This window comes from Novosphingobium malaysiense, from assembly GCF_000802225.1.
GTDB classification, from domain to species: Bacteria; Pseudomonadota; Alphaproteobacteria; order Sphingomonadales; family Sphingomonadaceae; genus Novosphingobium; species Novosphingobium malaysiense.
On record NZ_JTDI01000002.1, the window covers coordinates 82,501 to 101,632 of the forward strand.

Sequence of the window (19,132 nt, forward strand, 5' to 3'; positions counted from 1 at the left end):
ACATAGTCGTTCTCCTTTGCCGGATTTCCGGCAGGTGTTCGTTCGAGTTCACATTTCGAGAAATTACAGTCCGGTTTCGTGGCTTCGTCTCATCGTGGGCCAGGTGTGTTCGAGTGCTGCGAGGTAGTTTTCGGCATCCGCTGCCTGCATCGGCTTGGCGAGAAGATAGCCTTGTACGAAATCGCACCCGAAGTTCGACAGCTGACGATATTGCGCCGGCACTTCGACGCCCTCGGCCACCACTTCGCAGCCCAGGCCATGGGCGAGTGAGATGATGGATCTGACGATGATGCCGTCGTCCTTGTCGTCGAGGATGCCCTGGATGAAGGATCGGTCTATCTTCAGGCGGTTGATCGGGAACTGCTTGAGATGCGTCAGCGACGCATAGCCGGTCCCGAAGTCGTCGAGGGCGACCGATACGCCCCTTTCGTGGAGACCGCGCAGGACCCTTGCTATTTCCGCCGCGGATCGATCGAGCATGACATTTTCGGTCACTTCGATTTCGATGTCCTCGCCGCGCAGGCCGTGCGCATGCACGAGATCCATCAGCCGGCTCGAGAAGTCGGGCTGGAGTAGCTGCGCGCTGGAAGCGTTGAAGGCTACGTTGCCCGGGCAAAGGCCCATGCGTTTCATGGCCGCAACGGCTGCGAGGCCCTTCTCGATCACGAGGTAGCCCAGTTCGCAGATGAGGCCCGCTTCCTCGGCAACCGAGATCAATTCCACCGGCGCGATTTCGCGGCGGCCGTGCTGCCAGCGCACGAGAGCCTCGAAGCCGGCATGACTCCCGGTCCGCAGGTCCGTCTGCGGCTGAAGCGCCACGGCCAGGTCCTTCTGGGTGATTGCCGAGCGCAGCCATTCCTCGAGCCGGTCGCGCCGCCGCCGTTCACGGCGCATCGAGCGGCTGTAGATCGAATGCCGGTTCCGACCGCAGAACTTCGACTGGTAGAGGGCCAGATCGGCATTTTTCATCAGCTCCTTGGGGCTCTTGCCGTCCCGCGGGAACATGGCGATGCCGATGCTGGCAGAAGGCTGGATCATGTGCTTGCCCACCGATACGGGCTGGCGCATGGTCTTGAGCAGGCCCTGGGCGATGGTTGCGGCATCGCGCTGACTGTCAACTTCCTGCAGCAGCACGGCAAATTCGTCTCCGCCGAGCCGGGCAGCGGTGTCCCCCTGCCGGAGAGAGGACCGCAGCCGCCGGGCAATCACGCACAGAAGATCGTCGCCGCCGTCGTGACCGTAGCGGTCGTTGATCGCCTTGAAATTGTCGAGGTCGATCAGAAGGAGGGCACATGCGCCGGTGTCGCCGTCGCGCGCACGATTGAGCTGCTTGAGGCGCCGGATCAGGACATTGCGGTTGCACAGCCCCGTCAGAGCGTCCTTTTCCGCCTGGTACTTGATCAGCAGCTCGGCCTGCTTCAGGTCCGAAATATCCGTTTGAACAGAGACGAAGTTGCCCGAGGTCGAGCGGCTGTTGTTGACTTGAACCCACTTGTCGGCGCTCAATTGCGTCACGTAGGGCTTGGCGGGATGAGCGCCGTCGCCACGGCGAGAATTCGGCCACAGGTCGCGCATGGCTGGCAGTAAATCTGCGTCATGGGGCGCCGATGGTTGTGTCCGGCCTGGTCTGGCCCCGTCTCCACGCTGCGCCATATGGCGATAGAGATCGTGGAATGCCCGATTGCCGAACCGGAATTTTCCTTCGGAATCGAATGTCACGATGCCGGACGGTACGGTTTCCATGATATCCCTGAGGAGATCTTCGGCCCCTTGCCTTCGCGCAAGTTCCTCGACCAGGCGAGTCTCGGCTGCCTTGCGGTCAGTTATGTCGAAACGGATCGACACATAGCCCGATGGCCGTTCGCCGGGGCCTTGCAGCGGGGCGATCGTCGTATCCACCCAGTAGGGCTTGCCCGATTTCGCGCGGTTCAGAATGTCACCACGCCAAACATTGCCCGAAGCGATTGTTTTCCATAGGTTCCTGAAGAATGTCCGCTCGTGGTGCCCACTGTTGACGATGTTGTGGGGAGCGCCGACGAGTTCGTCGCGGCTGAATTCGCTTATGGTGCAGAACTGTTCGTTGACCTCGGTAATCCGTCCGCGCAGATCGGTCGTCGCCACGATCGCCGCGCAGTCCAGGGCATCACGGTACGCCTGCAATTCCGTGATCGTGGCGCTCGCAAGCGAATTGGCAGTCGACGCAAAGGCGCCGTCGCTGGACAACGAATATTCGCTTCGGCCAAGAATATCGGATTCGCGCTCCAGCTTCACTGCAATCCCCGCTTCACATTGCAGGAGAAGGAGACGCGCCCGGATGGCACCGCCTCTCACGCAAGCTACCGCCCGCGCGTCGCTTCTCCCTGTTGCCCCACCCGCATTAACTTTTGTGCAAGATAGAAATATTGAACCTTGAACGGGCGATGTCGTGTTTTCTTAAGTACGGTAGCGTATATATGGATACTGAAAATCCGGTTAATCAGACCCTTACCTTGGTTTTATTTACCTAATCTGGGCCAAGGTCGTGGGAATGACATGACTGCCAATACTCCAGAGCGCCTCGATAACGCGGTACTTGCCGCTTTACCCGCCGAAGCACGCGCATTCCTTGCCGCGCGGTTGCTGACCAAGCGGGTGATGTCAGGCGAAGTGCTGCACGAGTCCGGTGCGCCGATCATTCATCTGGTCTTTCCCCACCGCGGGATTGGATCGATTCAGGCCATCATGCAGGATGGCCGCAGCGTCGAAAGCGCTTCGGTCGGACGCGAGGGCGTCGTGGGGATCGAGTATCTGCTGGGCAAGGACGTATCGCCCTATCATGCGACCGTGGCGATCTCGGGCGAGGCATCGTGGGTTACGGTGGCCGACATGGAAGCGGCCATGGCCCAGTTTCCCGCGGTGCGCGAGATCATGCGGCAGTACTGCGTGCGGATGATGCGCGACCTCATGCAGGCTGTAGCCTGTGCCAGCGTGCATTCGGCCAGCCAGCGGGTGGCGACCTGGCTGATGCGAGCCGAAGACCGCACGTGTTCGAGCCAACTCGAGTTGACGCAGCGGACCCTGGCAAACATCTTCGGCTTGCGCCTGGCCACGATCAGCGACGCCTGCGGGCGCCTCAACGTCGGCGGCGCGATCGACCAGGCGCGCGGGACCCTCACGATCGTCAATCGGGAAAGGCTCGCCGACATGTCCTGCGAATGCTACCGAAGATACGCGAGCGCCACCTTGCTCTGAGCCGGTGCGGCGCGCATTGCCGCACCGGAATCAAATTTCCGCGACGATCCGTCCCACGACCCCGCCTTCTGCAAGGCGCTGCAGGCCTTGGGGTATTTCTTCGAAACCGATGCTGCTGGCCGCGATCGAGAGGTCGCCTCGGGCCATGTGTGCAAGCACGGCCGCAGTGTCGGCGGGCGTGCCTCCGCCCGAACCGCGCAAGGTCACGCCCTTGCCGACGAGGTCCATCGTCGGGACCAGGGCCTCGGTCTTGCCAAGCCCTACCTGGACAACCAGACCGCCGGGCCGGACCGCCCGGATCGCGCCGGCGGTAGTCGTGCCGAAGCCCGCGAAGTCGACGATCAGATCGAGCGCCAGCGGGGCAAGGTCGACGACATCGGCGGTCACGCTCGCCACGCCCATCGTGCTGGCGGCATCCCAGGCTTCGCGGCGCGGTTCGGCTGCATGGACTTCGGCGCCTGCAAGGACCGCTATCCTGGCAGCCGTCATTCCCAGTCCCCCGAGGCCGACAATGCCGATTCTCTGGCCCGGCTGCAATTCGCCCGCCCGCATGAGAGCGGCGTGGGACGTCTGCCCTGCATCGGTGGCCGCCGCCCCCTGTACGAAGCTGACGCCGTCGGGAAGCGGCAGCAGGCAACGTTCCGGCAGGAGGCAATGCGTGGCATAGCCGCCGTCGGCATCGCCGCCCGGACAGAAGGCGAGAGTGCCCGAAGCGACCACGCGATCTCCTGGGGCGAAGGCGCGCACGTCCGGCCCGGCACGGAGTACCTCGCCGGCGATCTCGTGGCCCAGGACTATGGGCGGCGGCTTGGGCATGTAGGGCGTCAGCGTGCCGTCCATGCGGCCCACGTCGCTGTGGCACAGGCCCGAGCCGCGCACGGCGACCAGCACGGCGTCGCCTTCGGGGCGCGGTATCTCGCGCTCGATCAGCTCGAGCGGCCGGTTTGCTCCGGTGAAAAGCCAGGCGCGCATCATACGGTCACCATGATCCATCCCTTGCGGCTGGGGCCACATGGCCACGGGCTAAGGGTGTGGCCGGGACAAGCCACTGCCTGCAGCGGCAATACGACGTGACCGGGACGACGAGACGCCCGGCCCGGATACCGCGCCCGCGGTCTTGCGAGGCCTGCGCCAGGGCGCACGGCTGCGATTTGCGTTCGATCAAAGCTTATCTTGCGGAGCATCCGGCACACTCGCGCCAGTTATAAATCAACAGGACAGGATGCCTTCCCATGGCCGATATCAATTCCGCAGGCATGTCGCTGGCCGGCAATCCCTACCCGATCACGCGCCCCGAGCTCATCCCCGCCAAACGCTACTACGACGAGAGCTTCTACAGGGCCGAAGTCGAACACCTCTGGCCGCACGTGTGGCAGATGGCGTGCCGGCTGGAGATGATTCCCGAGGTGGGAGACTGGGTGGAGTACTCCAACGTCGGCAAGTCCGTGCTGGTCGTGCGCACCAGGGACGGGGTCAAGGCTTACCAGAATCACTGCCGTCACCGCGGCGTTCCCATCGCCGGCGGCTCGGGCAACGCCCATGGCAATTGCGCCAAGGCCGGCTTCATATGCCCGTTCCACGGATGGCGCTGGAACATGGATGGCGAAAATACCTTCGTCTACGGCAAGGACCTGTTCTCGGACGACCTGCTCGACCCGTCGGAACTGGCGCTCAAGCCGGTGCGCTGCGAGACATGGGGCGGCTGCGCCTTCATCAACCACGATCCCAACGCCCCCTCGCTCAAGGAAAGCCTCGGGCCGGTGCTCGATCGACTCGACGCTCACGGGATGTCGAACGTGCGCTCCGAATGGTGGTTCGCTACCGAACTGCCCGCGAACTGGAAGATCGCGATGGAGGCCTTCATGGAAGGCTACCACGTGATGATGACGCACCCGCAGCTGCAGCGCTCGGTGCCCGGTCTGTACAATGCCCGTTATGGAGACGACACCGGCGGCATCGGTCTTCCGCTCGATCCCGAGCAGTCGGTGGAAGACAACATCCGTGCGCAGATCGAAAATCTCAAGCTGCTCGGCTCGGGCATGGCGGGCATGGTCCACGCCAAGGAAATCGAGATTGCCGAGGGGCTTGGCCCGGACAACCCGGACGTGAAGCTCCCCTCGACGGTCGCGGAAGCCGTTCCGATGTGGTTCGGACTGGTGCAGGAGGCGATCACCCGCAAGCTGAAGGAACGGGGCGAGAACGTGCCGGACCTCAATGCGGTGAGCGTTTCCGATCCGGTCAATGCGGTCGAATACCTCTTTCCGCACTATTTCCTGCTGCCGTTCTTCACCAGCTACGCGTCCTACCGCATCCGCCCGACGGGCCCCGAAAGCTGCATGTTCGAGATCTGGTCGCTCACGCACTTCCCCGAAGGCCAGGAGCCGGAACCGCCGATGGAGCCCACCGTGCTGCCTTTCGACAGCCAGGATTTCCCGATGATTCCGCGGCAGGACTATTCGAACATCCCGATTCAGCAGAAGGGCCTGCACTCGGAAGGGTTTGAATTCATGCGGCTTTCGAAGAACGTCGAGGGGCTGATCAGCAATTACCAGCGCTTGATCGATGGCTACATTGCCGGCGATTCGTCCACAAAGCTGGCCGAAGCCAACCGGAAGCTGGGAGGCAACTTCGACGGGCCGATCCTGGATCTCGATCTCTGACAATCGATTGTAGATCTGGAATGGACTTTGAAGGGGGTGGCTTTTCACCCCCTTCATTTTGAGCTAACGGAACCCTCTTTAGCCGATAGTGTGGCGTTGGTATCCGATTAGGTATGTCCAGTTGTGACCTTTGTGTCGTTCGTAATCGAGCGATCTGTGCTTCCCTCGATCAGAAAGAGCTGGAAGCTCTCAATTCTATTGGGCGGACTCGCAAGATAACTTCCGGCGAATCGCTGATCTGGGAAGGTGAGGATTCGGTCCTCGTCGCCAACGTGATCGAGGGCGTCCTCAAGCTGTCGACCAACACCGAGGATGGGCGCGAGCAGATCGTCGGCGTGGTCTATCCTTCCGATTTCATCGGCCGCCCCTTCGGCGGCAAGTCCGGCCACGGTGTCACAGCGCTCACCGATGCCAAGGTCTGCGTGTTCTCGCGGCGTGACTTCGACGCATTCGCGCGCGAGCATCCCAAGCTCGAGCACAAGCTGCTCGAACGCACGCTCGGCGAGCTCGACCGCACCCGCCGCTGGATGCTGTTGCTCGGCCGCAAGTCCGCCTCCGAAAAGATGGCGAGCTTCCTGATCGAGATGTCCGAGCGCCTGACCGGTTCGGGCTGCAAGGTCGATTTGGAGAATTCCAACCAGCGCCACCTCGTCCTGCCGTTCTCGCGTCAACAGATCGCCGATGTTCTCGGTCTCACGATCGAGACGGTCAGCCGGCAGTTCACGCGGCTCAAGAACGAAGGCGTGATCGACCTGCCATCGCGCCGCGACGTGACGATTCTCGATTACGAGGCCCTGCTCGCCGAGGCCGGCTGACGCGGCTTTTCGCAGGCGAGGCCGGTTGGCGACGCGCCTTTGCGCGATTCGGGCCGAAACCTCTCAGGCGAGGGCACGGCGCGTACCCTGGAGGACCGGCTTCATGTCCGGCCGCGCCGGCTTCGGCTGCAGGTCGAAGGTATTCGCATAGCGTTCGAAGCGGCCGCGCACCGTCTTGTCGTCGAGGCCGAAGCTGGCGAGATCGTAGCGGTGTCGCTGCCAGCGGTGCTGGCGTGTCGCCTTGTCGACGTACTGGCGCATGCTGGGCAGGGCCGGGGCGATGTCCATGTCGAGAAAGCGGTAGACGCGCCGCATGACGGCCTCCCAGTCGGCATCCATGTCGCGATAGAGCACGTCGATTCGCTGCTGTGGGTGAATCCGGCTCCTCGCGGCCTGCATCCTGTCGATCTGGAGCCCGGTCTTGTCCAGCCAGTGGTCGCCGATCCAGTGGGGATCCGCCTCGTTGGAATGGATCGTCATCTGGTTCCACACCAGCGAACAGCTGCTGCCGACGACCTTGGCCGGATCGCGGTGGATGAAGATCAGCTTCGCTTCGGGGAATACGCTCAGCAGCGCGGGAAGATCGAGCATGTGCTGCGGTGTCTTGAGCACCCAGGGTTTGCGCCGCGCCGTCTCGCCGCGTGCCCAGCGGACAAGCCGCAGCAGCCGGGCAAGGTGGCGGTACGCTGGGGTCGCGTCTTCTTCCTCGGCCCAGCGTCCATAGGTGGGGATGCGCCATTGCGCTTCGTGCTTCATGCCCCAGGCCGATTGTACCAGCAGGCCGAGTTCCTCTTCCGGTTCGAATGGTCCGGTCGGATGGATCACGGCGGTGCGGGGATTGAGGCGGTGCACGGTCGACAGCAGTCGCCCCGCCTGGCGGGGGCGCGGATCGCGCTTGCCCGGGCGGAAGCCGGGCTCGGGCACCGGGCATACCGTCTCGAAGAAGCGCATGTGCTCGAAGCGGTCGTCGGCGGCGAGCAGCCGGTGCAGCCGGGTCGTGCCCGAACGCATGGGACCCACCACGATGACGGGCGGCGCAAGCGGTTCGCCCAGAATTTCCGGGTGCGTATCGAACCAGTGCTGCGTCCACAGCCTTTCGCGCAGGACCTTGAGGAACTGCCCCACCGCGGCGAAGCGACCGATGGCGTTGAGCGAGGCTTCCTCTCGAAGCGCCTCGATCAGAACTTCGAGAGGACGCAGGAACCAGGGATCGCCGAAATCGTCGAGCCCGGTCTCGCGTCGGGCAATGTCGCACAGCGCGTCGAGATCGAGCGGGTGGTCGGGCACGAGCGCCAGCCTGTTGAGGCCGCCTAGGGCGAAATTGGCAACGCCCACGAGACGTGGGCGCGCCGGAAGCGGAAATTCTCCGGTCATGCCGACAATAAGTGCACGGCAGGCAAAAAGGTTCAATGACAATGACGAATGCAATGAACCTTTATGCCCGGCAATGTCTTTGCCCGGAAACAATGACGGGGCCCGGTTGTTGCCATGGCATGCGCCCAGCCGGCAATGTGCCTTTCCGTCGTTTGTCATCGCTCGTGCGGCGGAACCCCGCGAAAACTGTGCGCGAGCGGTTCATGGGGCGGCGTGGATGCAGCCTCTACATTCGCAATGCTTTTGCCTCGACAATTTCCTTTATTCTCGATCTTTTTCTTATCTGGATAATGGTCGAACATTTCGGAATTCAGAGGTACCTCGCCGTCGTTGTCGGCTTCGTGATCGCCAATGCGCTGCATTACGTGCTGGCGAGAATCTGGATATTCCACGGCACCGAACGCGGCGTGGCGAGCGGCTATGCGCTGTTCCTGGGCAATGCCCTGTTCGGTCTGGGTGTCATCCTCGGCGGGTTCGCCCTGCTGACGGAAGTTTTCGGCGTCCCCTACCTCGTGGCGAGGATCATGGCATCGCTGTTCGCCGGTACTCTCGTCTTCGTGCTCAACGCGACTCTCAACTTCCGTCATCTATAGGCGCACACGAAAAAGGGGAGCCTTTCGGCTCCCCTCCGGGCATCCCGCGATCTCTCGCGCGATCAGAAGCGATAGGATACGCCCGCGCTCAGCACCCACGGGTCGAGGTCATGCTTGGTCTCGAGAACCTTGGTGCCGGCCGCATAGAACTTCGCGGTGGGCTTCATGAAGTACTTCTTGGCATCGAGCGAGAGGCCGAAGCCGTTGTCGCCCAGCGCGATATCGACGCCGCCCTGCAGGGCCACGCCCAGCGAGTTCGACATCTTCACCTTGTCCACACCGAGGGCCTTGGCCGTCGAACCGGGCTTTTCGTCGAACACGAGGAACAGGGCCGGACCGGCGCCGACGTAGGGCTTGATCGGGCCGCCGGTGTCGAGGTGGAACTTCGCCGTGAGCGTCGCCGGCAGGATCAGCACGTGATTGACCAGGTTGGTGCCGGTCAGGTCGGCATCGCCGTTGACGTGGTGCTGGGTGAAGCAGCAAATCGTCTCGACCGAGATGCTGTTGCTGAAGAAGTATTCGATCGCCAGCGTCGGGACGACATTGTCGTTGGCCCGCGTGTCGACATCGGTCACGCCCATGTCCGTGAGAGTGCCGGCCAGGCCCGCGTCGATGTACTTGATCTTGTCGATCCCGCCGTCGGGAAGAACCGCGGTGCCGAGCACCTTGACCTGGATTTTGCCTTCAGGGCTGCCGGCAAGAGCCGGCGTGGTGATCGCGGTAGCCGCACCGAGGGCGGCAAGCATCATGATCTTGCGCATAGTCTTTTCATCCATCGCCGCCGGGGCCGCACCGTGCGATCCCCCCTCTTGAGCGGCTGCGCTACTGCCCTTCCTCCAACCGCGCGCAAGTTGATTTGATTCCGCGCAAATTGGCGGAAATTCCCCATTTTTTCCGTTCGCGGACCTTTTTGATCGTTATCAATGCGGGAAACGATGATACTCTCCAAGGCGGCAACAGGTTCAGCAACAATCTCGAAAGAGAAGACATATGGTAACGGTCCTTGCGCGGGCGGGCATTTGGCTTGCCGTGCTTTTCCTTGCCGTCATCGGGGTCGCACTCGCGGCGGATGGGGGTTTCGCGATCCACATGGGCATCGTCGCATTCGCGGCGTTGATCGCGGTGTGGTTTACTGTCAGCGGCGCCGATTATTCGGCCATCGCGCGCGGCATTCTCAGGATGCCGGACGAGAGCCGGTACGATGACGACCCGGTCCGCTGGGGCGTCATTGCCACGGTGTTCTGGGGCATGGCCGGCTTCGCCGCCGGCGTCTTCATCGCCCTGCAGCTCACCTGGCCGGAGCTGAACCTGGAACCGTACCTCAATTTCAGCCGTCTGCGGCCGCTGCACACCTCGGCGGTGATCTTCGCCTTCGGCGGCAATGCCCTGATCGCGACCAGCTTCTACGTGGTGCAGCGCACCTGCCGCGCCCGCCTGGCCTTTCCGGGCATGGCCCGCTTCGTGTTCTGGGGCTACCAGCTGTTCATCGTGCTGGCCGCGACCGGCTACCTGCTGGGCATCACCCAGTCCAAGGAATATGCCGAGCCGGAATGGTACGTCGACTGGTGGCTTACCCTGGTCTGGGTCTGCTACCTGGTGGTGTTCGTGGGCACGATCGTCAAGCGGTCGGAACCCCACATCTACGTCGCCAACTGGTTCTACCTCGCCTTCATCCTCACCATTGCCATGCTGCATGTCGTCAACAACCTCGACGTGCCGGTAAGCTTCGTCGGATCGAAGAGCTATCCGCTGTTTGGCGGCGTCCAGGGCGCCCTGGTGCAGTGGTGGTACGGCCACAACGCCGTGGGCTTCTTCCTTACCGCCGGCTTCCTGGCGATGATGTACTACTTCGTGCCCAAGCAGGCCGAACGCCCGATCTACAGCTACCGCCTGTCGATCATCCACTTCTGGTCGCTGATCTTCCTCTACATCTGGGCGGGTCCGCACCACCTCCACTACACCGCGCTGCCGGACTGGGCACAGACGCTGGGCATGGTCTTCTCGGTCATGCTGTGGATGCCGAGCTGGGGCGGCATGATCAACGGCCTGATGACGCTCAACGGCGCCTGGGACAAGGTCCGCACCGATCCCATCATCCGCATGATGATCATGGCCGTCGCCTTCTACGGCATGAGCACGTTCGAAGGCCCGATGATGTCGATCAAGAGCGTCAACTCGCTCTCGCACTACACCAACTGGACCATCGGCCACGTCCACTCCGGCGCGCTGGGCTGGAACGGCATGATCACCTTCGGCGCGGTCTACTACCTCGTGCCGCGCCTGTGGGGCCGTGAGCGCCTCTATTCCCTGCGCATGGTCAACTGGCACTTCTGGCTCGCGACGATCGGTATCGTCTTCTACGCCGCCAGCATGTGGGTGGCAGGCATCACCCAGGGCCTGATGTGGCGCGAATACGGGCCGGACGGCTATCTGGTGAACACTTTCGCCGACGCCGTCGCCGCGATCCATCCGATGTACATGCTGCGCGCCTTCGGCGGCCTGCTCTACCTCTCGGGTGCCGTGATCATGGTGGTCAACGTCTGGGCGACGATCCTCGGCAAGCTGCGCGAGGAAGCCCCGATGCACGACGCCGCCTACGATCCCGAGGCCGACCGGCCGATCCTGGCTCCTGCCGAATAAGCGCGACGAAAGGGAATAGAGAAATGACTTCCATCGTTGAGCGCCACAAGAAGCTCGAGAAAAACGTCACGCTGCTTGCCGTCGGTGCCTTCATCACGGTCGCCATCGGCGGCATCGTCGAGATCGCGCCGCTGTTCTGGATCGACAACACGATCGAGAAGGTGGACGGAATGCGTCCCTACACGCCGCTCGAACAGGCCGGTCGGGACATCTACGTGCGCGAAGGCTGCTATGTCTGCCACAGCCAGATGATCCGCCCCTTCCGCGACGAGACGGAGCGCTACGGCCACTACAGCCTCGCCGCCGAATCGATGTACGACCACCCGTTCCAGTGGGGCTCCGAACGCACCGGGCCGGACCTCGCCCGCGTGGGCAAGCGCTACTCGGACGAATGGCACGTGCAGCACCTCACCAACCCGCAGTCGGTGGTGCCTGAAAGCGTGATGCCCAAGTATGGCTTCCTGGCCGAGACCGACCTCGCGGTTCACGACCCGGCCGCCAATCTCAGGGCCCTGCGCGACGTCGGCGTGCCCTATACCGACAAGGACATCGAGATGGCCCTGGCCGACCTCAAGGCGCAGGCCGATCCCGATGCGGATGTCGGCGATCTCGAGCAGCGCTACCCCAAGGCGCAGATCCGCGACTTCGACGGCAATCCCTCGCGCCTGACAGAGATGGACGCCCTGGTGGCCTACCTGCAGATGCTCGGCACGCTGGTCGACGTCAACGGCCCCGCTGCACAGGAAGAACTGGCATCGGAGGCGGGGCGATGATGACGATCGAGCATTCCCTATACGACACGCTGCGGCACCTGGCCGACAGCTACGGCCTGCTGGTGATACTGCTGATCTTCGTCGTGCTGGTCGCATGGCCTTTCCGGCCCGGCGCACGCGAGCGGAATTCGGAAGCGGCGAACATGATCTTCAAGGACGAGAACGATGGCTAACAAGCGCGTCGATGAAGCCACCAACACCGAGACCGTCGGCCACGAGTGGGACGGTATCGAGGAACTCAACACACCGCTGCCGCGCTGGTGGCTGTGGACCTTTTACGCGTCGATCGTCTTCTCGATCGGGTACGTGATTGCCTATCCGGCACTTCCCGGCATCCACGGGGCGACGCAGGGCGTACTCGGCTGGTCCAGCCGGGGCCAGCTCGACAAGGACCTCAAGGCCCAGCAGGAAGAGCGCTCGAAGATCGTCGCCGACCTCGCGATCACGCCGATCGAGAAGCTTCCCGGCAAGCCCGCGTTGATGAATGCGGCGAAGGCCGGCGGGGCGGCGGCGTTCAAGGTCAACTGCGTGCAGTGCCACGGTGCCGGCGCGGCCGGCTCGGACGGCTATCCCAACCTCAACGATGACGACTGGCTGTGGGGCGGCGATCTCAAGGCGATTCAGCAGACGCTGATTCACGGCATCCGCCAGCCCGGCGACGATCAGACGCGGATGAGCCAGATGCCGGCCTTCGGCAGGGACGGCCTGCTCACGCCCGCGCAGATCCAGGACGTGACTAGCTATGTGCTGACGCTTTCTGGTAAGGAGCAGAAAAGCGCAGCCTCGCAGCGCGGGGCGGCGATCTTCGAGGCCAACTGTGCCGTTTGCCACGGTCCCGACGGCAAGGGTGACCGCCAGTTCGGCGCTCCCAACCTCGCCGATGCGATCTGGCTCTATGCCGGCAATCGCGAGGCGGTGGCCGCGCAGATCAACAACCCGCGCCACGGCGTCATGCCGGCTTGGGGCAATCGCCTCGATCCGGTGACGATCAAGATGCTGACGGCCTACGTCCACTCGCTGGGCGGCGGCGAGGACTTTGCCGAGCCGGCAGGTGCGGCGCAGACGGAAACACAATCGGAGGCTGAAGCGACCGCGGCCGAATAGGCCGCGGTTAACCCCCCGCGGGTCGCAATATCCCGGGCCGCTCAGCCCCCTGAATACTCGGGCGGACAACGGACATGAACAAGCCTGAACCTATCAAGACGGAAGACCAGCCGCTCTCGCTCTATGCCAAGCGCGAGCCGGTCTTCAACCGGCGCATCGACGGCAAGTTCCGCCGCCTCAAGTGGGGCATCATGGCGATCTGCCTGGCGATCTACTGGATCACGCCGTGGATCCGCTGGGACCGCGGGCCCTATGCACCCAATCAGGCGGTGCTGGTCGACCTCGCCCACCGGCGATTCTACATGTTCAGCATCGAGATCTGGCCCCAGGAGTTCTACTTCGTCGCCGGTCTGCTGATCATGGCCGGCATCGGCCTGTTTCTCGTGACGAGCGCAGTCGGGCGGGCGTGGTGCGGCTATGCCTGCCCCCAGACCGTCTGGACCGACCTGTTCCAGCACGTCGACCGTTTCTTCGACGGTGACCGCAATGCCCGCTTCCGTCTCTACAAGGCGCCGTGGGGGCCGTCGAAGATCGCCCGGCGGCTGGCCAAGTGGACGGTCTACCTGCTGATCAGCTTCGCCACCGGCGGCGCGTGGATCTTCTATTTCGCCGACGCGCCCACGCTGCATCACGCGTTCTGGTCGGGTACGGCGGCACCGGTCGCCTATGCCACGGTCTTCGTGCTGACGATGACGACCTTCGTGCTGGGCGGCTTCATGCGCGAGCAGGTGTGCATCTACATGTGCCCCTGGCCGCGCATCCAGACGGCCATGCTCGATGAAAAGAGCCTGATCGTCACCTACAAGGACTGGCGCGGCGAACCGCGCGGCAGCGTCAAGAAGGCCGAGAAGAACCCCGGCAAGTTCGGCGACTGCATCGACTGCAACCAGTGCGTCGCGGTGTGCCCGACGGGCATCGACATCCGCGAGGGGCCGCAGATCGGCTGCATCACCTGCGCGCTGTGCATCGACGCGTGTGACCGCGTCATGGCCGAAACCGGCCGTCCGCGCGGGCTGATCGACTATGCCACCCTGGAAGATGCCGAGCGCGAGAAAGCCGGGCAGCCGCCGACGCGCCACCTCAAGCTGATCTGGCGTCCGCGTACGATCCTGTACTTCGCCGTGTGGTCCTCCATCGGGCTTGCCATGCTGTTCCTGCTCGGCACCCGCGTCCATACCGACCTGACGGTGGCCAAGGACCGTAATCCGCCCTACATCCTGATGAGCGACGGTTCGATTCGCAATGCCTACACGCTGCGCCTGCGCAACATGGAAGGGCGTCCGCGCCAGATGGACATCGGCATCGAGGGCATCCCCGGCGCGGTCATGTGGTCCGAGGACATGGGCCGCGATCAGGCCAGCCGCAGCCTGACCCGCACAGTGCCCGCCGACGAGACGCAGAGCGTTCGCGTCTATGTCGTCGCACCGGCGGACAATACCGAGCAGGAATTCACCTTCACCCTCCAGGCCGAAGGCGATGCCCGCGAATCCGACGAAGCGGAAGTCCGCTTCGATACCCCGGAAGGTTGATCATGAGCACCAGCAACACCCCCCGCCGCAAGCCCTTCACCGGATGGCACATGACCGCCATTCTCGTGGGAGGCTTCGGGATCGTGTTCGCCGTCAACTTTTTGATGGCCAGCCTGGCCTCGTCGACGTTCGGCGGCGTGGTGGTCGAGAACTCCTACGTCGCCAGCCAGCACTTCAACCGCTGGCTGGACGAGGCGGAGAAGGAAAAGGCGCTCGGTTGGAAGGTCGCGGTCTCGCGCCGGGATGACGGGCACATCGTCGCCAACCTGACCGATGTGCCGGGCTATCCCACGGTGGTCGCCGAAGCGCGCCATCCGCTCGGCCGCAAGCCCGATTCGCTTCTCAAGTTCCAGGAAGACGCGAGCGGCGCCTATGTCAGCGACAAGGCCTTGCCGGAAGGGCGCTGGATCTTGCGCTTCGACATCGAGGCGGCCGGTCACACATGGCGCGGCGAGGATCAGGTCGAAGGTGTCGAGGTGATGGGTCAGCCGGTGCCATGAATGCGCCCACGCCAGATCTGACGACGTCCGATACCTGCATCGACAGCCGCTTCACCGTCCCCGGCATGCGCTGTGCCGGGTGCATCGGCAAGGTCGAGCGCGGCTTATCCGTAGTACCAGGGGTTGCCGCGGCGCGCGTGAATTTCTCGGCCAAACGTGTGGCGGTCAGTCATGCCCCCGAACTGACCGAAGACGCGATCATCGAGGAACTGCGCAAGCTCGGTTTCGAGGCCGAACGCGCCGCCGACAACCCGCTCGGCCGCGACGATGCGGAAACGAAACGGCTGCTGCGCGCTCTTGCCGTTGCCGGCTTCGGCATGATGAACATCATGCTGCTTTCGGTCAGCGTCTGGGCCGGCGCCGATGCCGTCACGCGCGAGATGTTTCACTGGATCAGCGCGCTGATTGCGATCCCCGTGATCGCCTATGCCGGGCGTCCGTTTTTCTCTTCCGCGCTGATGGCGCTGCGCTATCGCCGCACCAACATGGACGTACCGATCTCGATCGGCGTGCTGCTGGCGACCGGCCTCAGCCTCTATGAGACCATTGTCGGCGGCGTGCATGCCTACTTCGACGGCGCCGTCATGCTGCTGTTCTTTCTGCTCGCAGGGCGCGTGCTCGATGCGATGATGCGCAGCCGCGCGCGCTCGGGCATCGCCTCGTTGCTGGGGCGGATGGGGCGTGGCGCCCATGTCGTGCAGCCGGACGGTTCGACGCAGTACATGGAGGCCGAGCGCCTCGCTCCGGGCATGGTCATGCTCGTCGCCGCGGGCGAAGCGCTCGCCGCCGATGGCGAGATCGTGGATGGCCGCACCAACGTCGACTCCTCGATGCTTACCGGCGAAAGCGACCCCCGGCCTGCCGCCGTGGGGGACACCATCCACGCGGGCATGATCAACCTCGGCAACCCGGTGCGGGTCAAGGTCACTGCTGCGGCGCAGGATACTGCGCTGGCCGACATTGCCCGGCTCATGGACGAGGCGGGACAGTCCCGCTCGCGCTACGTGCGCATCGCCGACAAGGCCTCGCGTATCTATGCGCCGGCGGTACACAGCCTCGCGTTCCTGAGCTTCTGCGGCTGGATGCTGGCCGGCGCCGGCGTCTACCATTCGCTGACGATCGCCGTCGCGGTTCTCATCATCACCTGCCCTTGCGCGCTGGGACTTGCGGTGCCGGCTGCGCAGGTCGTGGCCTCGGGCGCGTTGATGAAGCGCGGGCTGCTGATCAAGGACGGCTCTGCCCTCGAACGACTGGCCGAAGTCGACGAGGCGCTGTTCGACAAGACGGGTACGCTGACGCTGGGCGAACCGCGTCCCGTTGATCTCGCCCCGCTCGATCCGCGTGCACGGTCGGTCGCTCTGGCGCTGGCGCAGGGCAGCCGCCACCCCCTGAGCCGGGGCCTGGCCCATGCGCTGCGCGAGGCCGGCACCGAGCCAGCCCCCCTCGACGATCTGGCCGAGACGGCGGGCATGGGCATGACCGCTCGCTACGATGGGCAGGATGTCGCGCTGGTACGGCCCGAGGTCGAGACGGCCGGACTGGCGGTGGACCTGCTGATCGGTGGCGAACGCACCCGCATGGCCTTTGCCGACCCACTGCGTCCCGACGTGCGCGAGACGATCGCCGCGCTCGATGCGCAGGGCGTCCGCAGCGGCATTGCTTCTGGCGACCGCGTGGAAGCGGTCGACGCGGTGGCAGCAACCCTCGGTATCCCCGCGACAGGCGGCATGAAGCCGGCCGACAAGCTCGATATGCTCGGGGCCCGGGTGGAGGAAGGGCACAAGGTGCTGATGGTCGGTGACGGGCTCAACGACGGTCCGGCGCTGGCAGGTGCCCATGTCTCGATTGCGCCCGGCGGAGCCAGCGACGTCAGCCAGCAGGCGGCAGATGCGGTTTTCGTGGGCGAACGCTTCATGCCGGTGGCGCTCGCCATTCGCGTGGCCCGCGCGACGATGGGCATAGTCCGGCAGAACTTCGCCATGGCGGCCGTCTACAACATGTTTGCCGTGCCGCTGGCGATCTTCGGTTTCGTGACCCCGCTCATTGCCGCCGTTGCCATGTCGGCCAGTTCGCTGGTGGTCGTGGGCAATTCGCTGCGGCTGGCGCGCGCTGCGGGCCGTGAGGACGCCGCGTGAGCATTCTGGGCTTCCTGATACCGCTGGCGCTGTTGATGGGTCTGGTGGGGCTCGGAGCCTTCTTCTGGGCTATGAAGAGCGGCCAGTTCGAGGATCTCGACGGCGCGGCCAACCGCATCCTCATCGAGGAAGAGGACGAGGAGGACCAGCGGTGAAGCGGGAACTGGCGCTTCTCGGCACACTCGCCCTGCTGCCGGCGATGATCGGCCCGCTCGAGGCCGAGGCCCGCAGCCTCGTCGCGCCGCTGTGCGGCGGCGCGCTGGTGACCATTCCGGTGGCCCCGACCAATGCCCCTCCTGGACCGGTGCAGGGACCGTGCTGCGCCAAGGGCTGCCACAATACATCATCACGCAAGCGGCTTGATCGATCGCAATGAACTTTCGCATCGCCTAAGCGATCAGGCTCGTCATGTGGACCTACTACCCTGAACTTCTGGCGATTCCCGTGCCCCGCTACACCAGCTTCCCCACCGCGGCGGAGTTTGGCGAAGGCGTCGGCGCCAAGGAACTGGCGACGGCGCTCGAAGGCGAGAACGGCGAGATCTCGCTCTATGTGCACATCCCGTTCTGCGAGAAGATCTGCTGGTACTGCGGCTGCAACACCAGCGCGGCCAACCGGACGGATCGGGTCACCAGCTACCTCGATGCCCTGCACCAGGAAATCGCGCTGGTGGCCGAGCGCTTGCCCAAGGCGGCGAAGGTCACCCGCATCGCCTTCGGCGGCGGCAGCCCCAACGGCATATCGCCGATCGACTTCGTGCGGATCGTCGATGCGCTGACGCTCGAATTCGGCATCCAGTCGGACGGCAAGCGTCCGGTCATCTCGATCGAGCTCGACCCGCGTACGCTCGGGGCTGACTGGGCTGCCGTGATCGGCGCGGTACGGATTTCGCGTGCCAGCCTGGGTGTCCAGACCTTCGATAGCGGGTTGCAGGAGGCCATCGGCCGCATCCAGCCTGCCCACATGATCGAGGAATCGACGGCCATGCTACGCAGCGCCGGCGTGCAGTCGCTGAACTTCGACCTGATGTATGGCCTTCCCGGACAGACAGAAGCGCATTTGCGCGATTCGCTGGACCGGGCCGTGGCGCTGGGGGCCGACCGTATCGCGCTGTTCGGCTATGCCCACGTCCCGCACCTGATTGCGCGGCAGAAGAAGATCGACGGCAGCGCGCTTCCCGACGCCGAGGCCCGCTTCCGCATGGCCGCGCTCGGATACGAATTCCTCGTCGATCAGGGCTATGTTGCGGTGGGCTTCGATCACTTCGCCAAACCCGGCGATGCACTGGCGCAGGCGGTGATGAGCGGGACGCTGCGGCGCAACTTTCAGGGCTTTACGGAAGATCAGGCTCCCGTGCTGATCGGCCTGGGCGCTTCGGCGATCAGCAGCTTTCCGGATCTGCTGGTGCAGAACGAAAAGAACGCCGGTCGCTATCGCATGATGCTGTCCCAACACCGGCTGACGGCGGACCGCGGTATCGTGCGGTCGGCCGAGGATCGTCGGCGCGGAGAGGTGATCGAGGCCCTGCTATGCCGTGGACGGGCCCGGATCGATGCCGATCTGTGGCGCGAAGCCGCTCCCCTGCTGGCGCCCTATCTGCAAGCCGGCCTGTGCGAGGCGGACGACAAGGATCTCGTCATCCAGCCCGGTGGCCTGCCCTATGCGCGCTCGATCGCCGCGCGGTTCGATCCCTATCGCAAGGATTCGCTGCGGCGTTTCAGTTCCGCCGTGTGATAACTGAGCCCGTGCGGCGCTTGAGCGTTTCAGGATGCTGATGC

General features: G+C 64.1%; 19 protein-coding genes (1 of these 19 cut by a window edge). 14 read left to right on the forward strand and 5 right to left on the reverse strand.

Annotation, left to right across the window (positions count from 1 at the left end):
• Together LK12_RS05300 and LK12_RS05305 are read right to left on the reverse strand one after the other, a co-directional pair.
• On the reverse strand, nucleotides 1–4 hold the start of the coding sequence (locus tag LK12_RS05300; RefSeq protein WP_039280530.1) for a globin-coupled sensor protein. 1,451 nt of this gene lie to the left of the window's left edge; the window shows 4 of its 1,455 coding nt (coding positions 1–4); the start codon lies at nucleotides 2–4; the stop codon falls past the left edge of the window.
• Nucleotides 5–63: 59 nt separating this feature from the next.
• A complete protein-coding gene (locus LK12_RS05305) occupies nucleotides 64–2,271 on the reverse strand; it encodes an EAL domain-containing protein (RefSeq protein ID WP_052223197.1) in 2,208 nt (735 codons plus the stop codon).
• Between the two features lie 261 nt (nucleotides 2,272–2,532).
• Here LK12_RS05305 and LK12_RS05310 point away from each other — a divergent pair, with 261 nt between their 5' ends.
• On the forward strand, nucleotides 2,533–3,231 hold the full coding sequence (locus LK12_RS05310; RefSeq protein ID WP_039280532.1) for a Crp/Fnr family transcriptional regulator: 699 nt from the start codon (nucleotides 2,533–2,535) through the stop codon (nucleotides 3,229–3,231).
• A gap of 30 nt (nucleotides 3,232–3,261) precedes the next feature.
• Here LK12_RS05310 and LK12_RS05315 read toward each other — a convergent pair whose 3' ends face one another.
• Entirely contained in the window at nucleotides 3,262–4,203 is a 942-nt protein-coding gene (locus tag LK12_RS05315) for a zinc-binding dehydrogenase (RefSeq protein WP_039281475.1), read from the reverse strand.
• A gap of 260 nt (nucleotides 4,204–4,463) precedes the next feature.
• Here LK12_RS05315 and LK12_RS05320 point away from each other — a divergent pair, with 260 nt between their 5' ends.
• Both LK12_RS05320 and LK12_RS05325 read left to right on the forward strand, forming a co-directional pair.
• Nucleotides 4,464–5,891 carry an aromatic ring-hydroxylating oxygenase subunit alpha gene (locus tag LK12_RS05320; protein ID WP_231568254.1) on the forward strand — a complete coding sequence of 476 codons (1,428 nt, stop codon included), beginning with the start codon at nucleotides 4,464–4,466 and terminating at the stop codon, nucleotides 5,889–5,891.
• Nucleotides 5,892–6,004: 113 nt separating this feature from the next.
• The gene (locus LK12_RS05325) at nucleotides 6,005–6,706 is read left to right on the forward strand and encodes a Crp/Fnr family transcriptional regulator (protein ID WP_039280534.1); all 702 of its coding nucleotides are present in this window, start codon (nucleotides 6,005–6,007) and stop codon (nucleotides 6,704–6,706) included.
• Between the two features lie 63 nt (nucleotides 6,707–6,769).
• On the opposite strand, the gene LK12_RS05330 is transcribed toward LK12_RS05325, so the two are convergent.
• Nucleotides 6,770–8,080 carry a sulfotransferase family protein gene (locus tag LK12_RS05330; RefSeq protein ID WP_197063475.1) on the reverse strand — a complete coding sequence of 437 codons (1,311 nt, stop codon included), beginning with the start codon at nucleotides 8,078–8,080 and terminating at the stop codon, nucleotides 6,770–6,772.
• A gap of 203 nt (nucleotides 8,081–8,283) precedes the next feature.
• Here LK12_RS05330 and LK12_RS25110 point away from each other — a divergent pair, with 203 nt between their 5' ends.
• A complete protein-coding gene (locus LK12_RS25110; RefSeq protein ID WP_052223199.1) occupies nucleotides 8,284–8,673 on the forward strand; it encodes a GtrA family protein in 390 nt (129 codons plus the stop codon).
• Between the two features lie 62 nt (nucleotides 8,674–8,735).
• On the opposite strand, the gene LK12_RS05340 is transcribed toward LK12_RS25110, so the two are convergent.
• Nucleotides 8,736–9,434 carry an OmpW/AlkL family protein gene (locus tag LK12_RS05340; RefSeq protein WP_039280539.1) on the reverse strand — a complete coding sequence of 233 codons (699 nt, stop codon included), beginning with the start codon at nucleotides 9,432–9,434 and terminating at the stop codon, nucleotides 8,736–8,738.
• Nucleotides 9,435–9,663: 229 nt separating this feature from the next.
• Between LK12_RS05340 and ccoN the strand changes: the two genes are divergently transcribed.
• The 10 genes from ccoN (at nucleotide 9,664) to hemN (ending at nucleotide 19,088) form a co-directional block, all read left to right on the forward strand.
• Nucleotides 9,664–11,313: a cytochrome-c oxidase, cbb3-type subunit I gene (ccoN, locus tag LK12_RS05345; protein ID WP_039280540.1), complete on the forward strand. Its 1,650-nt coding sequence runs from the start codon at nucleotides 9,664–9,666 to the stop codon at nucleotides 11,311–11,313.
• 23 nt (nucleotides 11,314–11,336) lie between these two features.
• Entirely contained in the window at nucleotides 11,337–12,086 is a 750-nt protein-coding gene (gene ccoO / locus LK12_RS05350; RefSeq protein ID WP_039280542.1) for a cytochrome-c oxidase, cbb3-type subunit II, read from the forward strand.
• Entirely contained in the window at nucleotides 12,083–12,259 is a 177-nt protein-coding gene (locus LK12_RS05355) for a CcoQ/FixQ family Cbb3-type cytochrome c oxidase assembly chaperone (RefSeq protein WP_039280544.1), read from the forward strand. The genes ccoO and LK12_RS05355 overlap by 4 nt, the downstream gene beginning before the upstream one ends.
• Nucleotides 12,252–13,190: a cytochrome-c oxidase, cbb3-type subunit III gene (gene ccoP, locus LK12_RS05360; RefSeq protein ID WP_039280546.1), complete on the forward strand. Its 939-nt coding sequence runs from the start codon at nucleotides 12,252–12,254 to the stop codon at nucleotides 13,188–13,190. Before LK12_RS05355 ends, ccoP begins: the two co-directional genes overlap by 8 nt.
• A gap of 74 nt (nucleotides 13,191–13,264) precedes the next feature.
• Nucleotides 13,265–14,719, forward strand: coding sequence for a cytochrome c oxidase accessory protein CcoG (ccoG, locus tag LK12_RS05365; protein ID WP_039280547.1), 1,455 nt, complete (start codon nucleotides 13,265–13,267; stop codon nucleotides 14,717–14,719).
• A 2-nt stretch (nucleotides 14,720–14,721) separates the two neighbouring features.
• Entirely contained in the window at nucleotides 14,722–15,219 is a 498-nt protein-coding gene (locus LK12_RS05370; RefSeq protein WP_052223200.1) for a FixH family protein, read from the forward strand.
• Nucleotides 15,216–17,354 carry a heavy metal translocating P-type ATPase gene (locus LK12_RS05375; protein ID WP_039280548.1) on the forward strand — a complete coding sequence of 713 codons (2,139 nt, stop codon included), beginning with the start codon at nucleotides 15,216–15,218 and terminating at the stop codon, nucleotides 17,352–17,354. The genes LK12_RS05370 and LK12_RS05375 overlap by 4 nt, the downstream gene beginning before the upstream one ends.
• On the forward strand, nucleotides 17,351–17,509 hold the full coding sequence (ccoS, locus tag LK12_RS05380; RefSeq protein ID WP_039280550.1) for a cbb3-type cytochrome oxidase assembly protein CcoS: 159 nt from the start codon (nucleotides 17,351–17,353) through the stop codon (nucleotides 17,507–17,509). Before LK12_RS05375 ends, ccoS begins: the two co-directional genes overlap by 4 nt.
• Complete coding sequence (locus LK12_RS05385) at nucleotides 17,506–17,730, forward strand: hypothetical protein (protein WP_039280551.1); 225 nt, start codon at nucleotides 17,506–17,508, stop codon at nucleotides 17,728–17,730. Before ccoS ends, LK12_RS05385 begins: the two co-directional genes overlap by 4 nt.
• 32 nt (nucleotides 17,731–17,762) lie before the next feature.
• Nucleotides 17,763–19,088, forward strand: a complete 1,326-nt coding sequence (gene hemN, locus LK12_RS05390) for an oxygen-independent coproporphyrinogen III oxidase (RefSeq protein WP_039280553.1) — start codon at nucleotides 17,763–17,765, stop codon at nucleotides 19,086–19,088.
• Nucleotides 19,089–19,132 lie beyond the last annotated feature (44 nt).

Coding starts and splice junctions, on each gene's coding strand:
- LK12_RS05355 (WP_039280544.1), top strand. CDS start 12,083: ATGATGACGATCGAGCATTCCCTATACGACACGCTGCGGCACCTGGCC.
- LK12_RS05340 (WP_039280539.1), bottom strand. CDS start 9,434: ATGCGCAAGATCATGATGCTTGCCGCCCTCGGTGCGGCTACCGCGATC.
- ccoP (WP_039280546.1), top strand. CDS start 12,252: ATGGCTAACAAGCGCGTCGATGAAGCCACCAACACCGAGACCGTCGGC.
- LK12_RS05375 (WP_039280548.1), top strand. CDS start 15,216: ATGAATGCGCCCACGCCAGATCTGACGACGTCCGATACCTGCATCGAC.
- LK12_RS25110 (WP_052223199.1), top strand. CDS start 8,284: ATGGGGCGGCGTGGATGCAGCCTCTACATTCGCAATGCTTTTGCCTCG.
- LK12_RS05310 (WP_039280532.1), top strand. CDS start 2,533: ATGACTGCCAATACTCCAGAGCGCCTCGATAACGCGGTACTTGCCGCT.
- LK12_RS05320 (WP_231568254.1), top strand. CDS start 4,464: ATGGCCGATATCAATTCCGCAGGCATGTCGCTGGCCGGCAATCCCTAC.
- ccoN (WP_039280540.1), top strand. CDS start 9,664: ATGGTAACGGTCCTTGCGCGGGCGGGCATTTGGCTTGCCGTGCTTTTC.
- LK12_RS05315 (WP_039281475.1), bottom strand. CDS start 4,203: ATGCGCGCCTGGCTTTTCACCGGAGCAAACCGGCCGCTCGAGCTGATC.
- LK12_RS05325 (WP_039280534.1), top strand. CDS start 6,005: ATGTCCAGTTGTGACCTTTGTGTCGTTCGTAATCGAGCGATCTGTGCT.
- hemN (WP_039280553.1), top strand. CDS start 17,763: ATGTGGACCTACTACCCTGAACTTCTGGCGATTCCCGTGCCCCGCTAC.
- ccoG (WP_039280547.1), top strand. CDS start 13,265: ATGAACAAGCCTGAACCTATCAAGACGGAAGACCAGCCGCTCTCGCTC.
- ccoO (WP_039280542.1), top strand. CDS start 11,337: ATGACTTCCATCGTTGAGCGCCACAAGAAGCTCGAGAAAAACGTCACG.
- LK12_RS05370 (WP_052223200.1), top strand. CDS start 14,722: ATGAGCACCAGCAACACCCCCCGCCGCAAGCCCTTCACCGGATGGCAC.
- LK12_RS05330 (WP_197063475.1), bottom strand. CDS start 8,080: ATGACCGGAGAATTTCCGCTTCCGGCGCGCCCACGTCTCGTGGGCGTT.